The organism is Pelatocladus sp. BLCC-F211 (assembly GCF_041928655.1).
Classification (GTDB): domain Bacteria; phylum Cyanobacteriota; class Cyanobacteriia; order Cyanobacteriales; family Nostocaceae; genus Pelatocladus.
This window is the reverse complement of record NZ_JBHFLM010000167.1, coordinates 91117-97418: the sequence shown is the minus strand read 5'-3', so window position 1 is coordinate 97418 and position 6302 is coordinate 91117. Positions and strand designations below refer to the sequence as shown.

Sequence of the window (6302 nt, the reverse complement as noted above, 5' to 3'; positions counted from 1 at the left end):
TGAGGGGGCGACGAAATAAGCTAAAACATAGACTCGATAAGCTTCATAGCCCTTAAACCCTGTTGATAATATTTACGTTTATTACGATTAATTCTCATTAATTCGGTTACTAACCCCACACAAATATCTTTGAAATTGACCCAAGTTTGACCATATAAGCCGACATAAAAACTACTATGTCTCCTGACAGGACGACCATATTCTTTAATACGAGCTACATATTTTTGTATCCCTTTACGTTTAATTTGTTGACCATTAATCGTGGCAGAAGTGTAAGCGATCGCTATCAATAATACCAAAAAAATAAATCGTTCACCTTCAACGTTAGTATCTTCTAAATTATAACCACCTTTCTTGAAATCTCTAAACATCTCTTCGATATCAAATCTTTGTTTATAGGCGGAAATAGCTGACTCTAGCGTCTCGAAATTTGTTAAGATAAACCATCCTTCTGTCGGTGCTACTCCGTCGATTTTACGTTTCCACTTACCAGCAACATTAAAACTAATAAAACCCTGAGTCTTCGTTACCTTAACTCCTTTGATAAAAAATGAAACTCCAGGTGCTAAACCCAAACTGTTTAATTCAACCAAAATATCTTTTTTTACTTCAACAAATTCATTCTTTTTTAAACGTAAACAAAAATATACACCCGATAACTGGAGGTACTTTGCCAATTTGACAGAACAAAATTCTCTGTCACCTAATACACAGACTTTATAATCTTTAAAAATTGGTATTACTTGAGATAATATTTTTTGTTGTTCCAAGATGTTACTACTACCTAATTTTGGCAGTAATGTGAAATATATTGGGAACGCTCTTTTATCCCAGATGACGCTAACCATGAATAAATTGATTCGATTCCAATTAGTTCTATCAATTGCTAGGTAAATAATTTTTTGCTCATTGAAGTATATTGATAACCATTCCTTAACGATCGGAAACCAAATTTTTTCAATCGTCAGATTTGGTAGTGATAAAAATCTTTGTATTCTTTTTCTTCTACTCTCAAATTTTATTGCCAAAGGTAAAGCATTTGCTAATTTTTCTAAAGTTACTTCTTTTATTGACTGCAAGAGATTAAGCAAGATTTTTAGGAACAGGTATTCTGCTAAACTCAATTGACTTTTTAAGTGGTTTTGGTAAAATTCTGGTAACATTATCAATAGATAGGTCTTATTGACAAAACTAGACCTATCTTTTTCTATCACAAAATGTTACACGCCTTACATACAAAGCTTTTGAGTCTATTTCGTCGCCCCTTCAGCATATAGAAACAGGTGAGGATGACATCAGTTGTGCTTTACGCGAATTATTTGAAGAAACTGGAATTAGTTCTAATGATATTGAGTTAGATCAGCAATTCCAATTTCATGTTAGTTATCTAGTCAAATCTAAGCGAACTCAAAACAAAAAAGCAGAGAAAAAAGTTGTCATATTTTTAGCATGGCTAAAAAATGAAGTTCTGATCAAAACCACTGAACACAGTGGTTTTATGTGGATAGAATGGAATCCACCACACACGATTCAGCAAAAAACTATTGATCCTTTGTTACAAGAATTGGAAAAATATCTGTTTCAACTGTAAATTTTTCGGGAATTGAACCTAAAGGTGTTGTATTGATGATTAATCAAATCAAATCTTTTCAAGGGATGTAATTAATATCTTCAATACCAATTTGAAAAAAGAACGCGACAGCTGAATTGACAATAATCAGATTTACAAAAAAATTCCCAATCCAAAATCTCTAGACGCACGAAGTGCGGCTTCTCGACAGAGTAATCTAAAATCCAAAATCGTATCAGGGATTGAAATTCCAGTGAATATACAACAACTAATTTCAGAAGCACTGAGACTTCCTAATAATGCGATCGCTTATCATGTCAGTCAGGAATTAGCAGCACTATATCCTAGCAAAGCAATGCTAGAAGGTAGTGACTCTAGCTTCGATATCGAAAGATATGCTAACGCTAACCTTTGCACAATTGAATATGATCAATCAATCCACAATCAGATTATTTCTGCTTGGGATGGGATGGACAACACGATTTATAATTATACAGAAAATGCCTGCTTTGAGGTCAGATGGCAAGGAAACAAACTCGAAGTAATTTTGCTCAGTTGGCAACAAGGTTATTGTAAAGAAAGATACTATTGGATTTTAGCCAAAACCCTAGAACTGGCTGAAGACTTTTTTACGGCTGTTTGTGAGTGGAACTCAGAAATTAAAAGCGAAATTTTAGTTTTTGAAGATGGTTTTTGGTCAAAAGATGCCGATTTATTTGAATCTATTCAAAACGCCAGCTTTGATAATCTCATTCTGAGTGGAACTCTCAAGCAAGAGATTCAAAACGACCTAGCACACTTTTTGGCTGCGCGAGAGACTTACGAAGCTTACGGTATACCTTGGAAACGCGGAATTTTATTTATCGGTTCTCCCGGAAATGGCAAAACCCACACGATTAAAGCTTTAATTAATCAAATGCAAGTGCCATGCTTGTACGTTAAAAGTCTCAAGTCTCAGTACGATAATCCCCATCATAATATTCAGCAAGTGTTCAAACGAGCGCGACAATCTGCTCCCTGCATTCTCGTTTTAGAAGACCTTGATTCTCTCGTTGAAGGTGAAAATCGTTCTTTCTTTTTGAATGAAATTGACGGCTTTGCTGCTAATACAGGGATAGTGATTTTAGCCTCAACAAACCATCCAGAAAAAATCGATCCAGCAATTCTAGATCGTCCGAGTCGGTTTGATCGCAAATATTATTTTGAATTACCAGGTTTAGCAGAACGTATTGCTTATATTAACTTGTGGAACGAAAAATTTAATTCTGCTATGTGTTTGTCAGACGCAAGTATTAGTCAAATTGCAGAAATGACTGAGGGTTTTTCCTTTGCTTATCTGAAAGAACTATTTCTTTCTGCCATGATGCAATGGATAACAGAGATGAAAATTGGTGGTATGGAGCAAAGCCTTATTTCACAAGTTGCTAATTTGCGAGAACAAATGGAAAGTTTGGATATTAGTGCAAAATCAGAAGAATCTCATGAAACTCCAACGATTTGAAGATGCAAGACAATTTTATGACAGAGTTAAAGATTATTTGCTGAGTCAAGAAGCAATACATAACCTGTTGCTAGGAATAGCTGATACCTTAATTCATCACCCAGAACGGTATCAATTTCAACCCTATTTAGCAACAGTAGAAATAGACAGAAATATTATTGCAGTAGCGATGAGAACACCACCTTATGATTTGGTGTTATCGCAAAGCAAAAATGTAAATGCAGTCAAAGCGATCGCCAAAGACTTACATTTATCTTCAGAACAAATATCAGCAGTTAATGCTCCTACCGTCGAATCGGAAACTTTTGCACAAGCATGGTGTTCTCTTACAGATCAATCCTATCAATTGAAAATGGCTATGCGTGCCTTTCAATTAGAACAAGTCCAACATATTTCCCAAGCTACAGGATATTTACGACTAGCAACAGAAAGTGATCAAGAAATGCTCAGACGCTGGTTTGAAGCTTTTTGTCTAGAAGCGATTGGTAAGGTTGAATCAGATCCCCAAGCTTGGATTAATCACCATTTGCAACAACAAGCTATTTATCTTTGGCAAGATAAAGTAACAGTTTCAATGGCTAGTCGTGGTCAATTTACACCTCATGGTGTGCGGATAAATTTAGTGTATACACCACCAGAATATCGTGGTAAAGGCTACGCCAGTGCTTGTTTGGCAGGGTTAAGTCAAAAATTACTTGATCAAGGACATAAATATTGCTTTTTGTTTACTGACTTAGCAAATTCAACTACTAATCATATCTATCAATTAATTGGTTATCGGCCTGTAGGTGATTGGCATAATTATCGTTTCATGTCGTAGAAAATTTGGAGGTTGAAATGAAACTCCAACAGTTTGAAGATGTAAGAGAATTTTATGACAGGGTGAAAGACTATTTGCTGATTCATGAAGCAATGCATAACGTGCAGTTGGCACTTTGTCACGCCTTGATTCACAATCCGGAACGCTTCGACGAAAAACCCTATTTAGCAATTGTGGAAGCAGATGGAGATATCATTGCAGTAGTCATGAAGACAAAGCCTCGGAATTTACTATTGTCAAAGATACAAGATTTTGAAGCCATAGAAGCGATCGCACAAAATCTGCACTCTACCCAAAATTTACCGCCAGGAGTTAATGGCCCTACAACTGAAGCAAAAGCCTTTGCAGAGAATTGGCATTCACTCACAGGTCAATCATACCAATTAAAAATGGCGCTGCGTGCTTTTCAAATAGAACAGGTGCAGACGATTTCCCAAGCAAATGGTCATTTGCGTCAGGCGACACAAAGCGATCGCGAAATACTCATCCGTTGGTTTGAAGCCTTTGTAATAGAAGCTTTGGACAGTCCGCCAAAACATACAGAACGCGCTGTTGACAACCATTTGCAGCGCGGGACTGCTTACATTTGGGAAGATATAACTCCCGTCTCAATGGCTTGTTGTACTGGTGTTACACCCAACGGTGCAGGAATCAGTATGGTATACACACCACCAGAATATCGTAAAAAGGGTTATGCCAGTGCTTGCGTAGCAGATTTAAGTCAGATTTTACTGAATCAAGGTTATAAATACTGTTTTTTGTTTACAGATTTAGCAAATTCAACTACTAATCATATCTATCAATTAATTGGTTATCAAGCTGTAGGTGATTTGCATGATTACTGTTTTTTATCTAATTAGACATCTGGTGAAAAAGAATGTAGAGACGTAGCAATACTACGTCTCTACAAAGTTTATGGATAACGCATATTTTATTTCTGGAGATGTCTTTTAGGATGATCTTCAATGTGGTTCAGTATATCGCTCATATTTCTGTGTCAAAAGACCTCTATGACGTTCTTTTAGCACAGAATGTTACTATTTTGGAGATGTCTATTTGCAAAAAAAAGAATGAAAATAAAACAATAGTCTACAGATGATCAATAATTTCAATAGCCGTCTTCAGCCAATCTATATAAGTTTTTTCTCTACGTAACACCAACTCTAATGCAAGCCTTTGCATAATCTGCTCACGAGTTGCATATTGATCCCCAAGCACTGGTAAGTTAATCTTTTCACACTTAGTTAGTTTTTCGATATGTGCAGCTAACTGATCTTCTAAAAGTTGCATGATCGCTTCATTGGATAACTGTGCGGCGAAAAATAACTGAATCAACAATGGTTCTCTTAATATTGGTAAAGACTGAGGAGATTGTAACCATTTAATTAATTCCGCTTTTCCCGTCTCTGTCACACTGTAGATTTTACGATTAGGGCGATCGCACTGAATTTCAACGGTACATTTAATCCAACCCTGCTCAAGGAGTTTATCAAGAGTTCTGTAAATCTGTGCTTGATCTGCTGGCCACAAGTGAGCAATGCATTGATCGAAACAGCTTGTTTTCAACTCGTAGCCTGTCCTCTGTTCTTCTTGAAGCAAACCCATAATTGCATATGCTAGCGACATAGACGGTTTTCCGAATATAAAATAGGTTGAGCTCTATATGTCATTTTTGATATAGATGCTAATATAAGACTAATCATATATAAGAATCATCCAGCAAAGTAACTTTGATGACGGCGTACTTGACAAAACCTTAACTACCTGGTTTTAGATTGATCAGACTTCCAGTTTTGGCCGTTGAGGATTTACAAATTGAATTGAAAAGTGAGGAAGTGGCGATCGCCAAAGACAATTTATCAGATGCGAAATAACTATAGACTTTGTTGCTCATTGCTGGCGTACCACTCAACCAACTCTTAAGCAGAAATCATTCCAGCCCTTAAAACTATTGTAACGGGAGGATGGGTTCCATTGGCTTCTAACACACTTTTACAGCGAATACATCAACATCAATATCTACGCGATTTGCGAAATAAATTGCTTCATCTTCATCGAATGTTGCTGGAGACAGAACGCATCACTTACGAACAGGCGCGTGGACGAGTATCGAACGGAGAACTGCTGCGACTTGTCATCGAACATGAACAATTTGCTTGGCTACATCGCATATCTGAAGTAGTTGTGCAAATCGATGAAATGCTGCAAGCAGATCAACCGATGTCACTAGAAGATGTCGAAAATATGATTGCTGATGTTCGCGTATTGCTAACACCACAAGAAGAAGGTAACGCATTTGCCAGAAAATATTACGCAGCTTTGCAACGTGAAGCTGGCGTTGTCCTAGCACATGCAGAGGTGTCACAACTGCTTGCATCGAAGTGAAGAAAAGGGATCGGGGAGCAGGGAGC

7 protein-coding genes are annotated in these 6302 nt (G+C 36.9%); 5 read left to right on the top strand and 2 right to left on the bottom strand.

Annotation, left to right across the window (positions count from 1 at the left end; genetic code table 11):
* Nucleotides 1-20: 20 nt before the first annotated feature.
* The gene (locus ACE1AT_RS21020) at nt 21-1163 is read right to left on the bottom strand and encodes an IS4 family transposase (RefSeq protein ID WP_374871846.1); all 1143 of its coding nucleotides are present in this window, start codon (nt 1161-1163) and stop codon (nt 21-23) included.
* 89 nt (nt 1164-1252) lie between these two features.
* On the opposite strand from ACE1AT_RS21020, the gene ACE1AT_RS21015 reads away from it, so the two are divergent.
* The 4 genes from ACE1AT_RS21015 (at nt 1253) to ACE1AT_RS21000 (ending at nt 4751) form a co-directional block, all read left to right on the top strand.
* Nucleotides 1253-1591 carry an NUDIX domain-containing protein gene (locus tag ACE1AT_RS21015; RefSeq protein ID WP_374871844.1) on the top strand — a complete coding sequence of 113 codons (339 nt, stop codon included), beginning with the start codon at nt 1253-1255 and terminating at the stop codon, nt 1589-1591.
* Nucleotides 1592-1823: 232 nt separating this feature from the next.
* Nucleotides 1824-3071 carry an AAA family ATPase gene (locus tag ACE1AT_RS21010; protein ID WP_374871834.1) on the top strand — a complete coding sequence of 416 codons (1248 nt, stop codon included), beginning with the start codon at nt 1824-1826 and terminating at the stop codon, nt 3069-3071.
* Nucleotides 3052-3891 carry a GNAT family N-acetyltransferase gene (locus tag ACE1AT_RS21005; protein WP_374871832.1) on the top strand — a complete coding sequence of 280 codons (840 nt, stop codon included), beginning with the start codon at nt 3052-3054 and terminating at the stop codon, nt 3889-3891. Before ACE1AT_RS21010 ends, ACE1AT_RS21005 begins: the two co-directional genes overlap by 20 nt.
* A gap of 17 nt (nt 3892-3908) precedes the next feature.
* A complete protein-coding gene (locus ACE1AT_RS21000; RefSeq protein WP_374871830.1) occupies nt 3909-4751 on the top strand; it encodes a GNAT family N-acetyltransferase in 843 nt (280 codons plus the stop codon).
* 229 nt (nt 4752-4980) lie between these two features.
* Here ACE1AT_RS21000 and ACE1AT_RS20995 read toward each other — a convergent pair whose 3' ends face one another.
* A complete protein-coding gene (locus ACE1AT_RS20995; RefSeq protein WP_374871828.1) occupies nt 4981-5517 on the bottom strand; it encodes a PadR family transcriptional regulator in 537 nt (178 codons plus the stop codon).
* A gap of 348 nt (nt 5518-5865) precedes the next feature.
* On the opposite strand from ACE1AT_RS20995, the gene ACE1AT_RS20990 reads away from it, so the two are divergent.
* Nucleotides 5866-6276 (top strand): hypothetical protein, encoded by a 411-nt coding sequence (locus ACE1AT_RS20990; protein ID WP_374871826.1) that lies wholly within the window; start codon nt 5866-5868, stop codon nt 6274-6276.
* Nucleotides 6277-6302 lie beyond the last annotated feature (26 nt).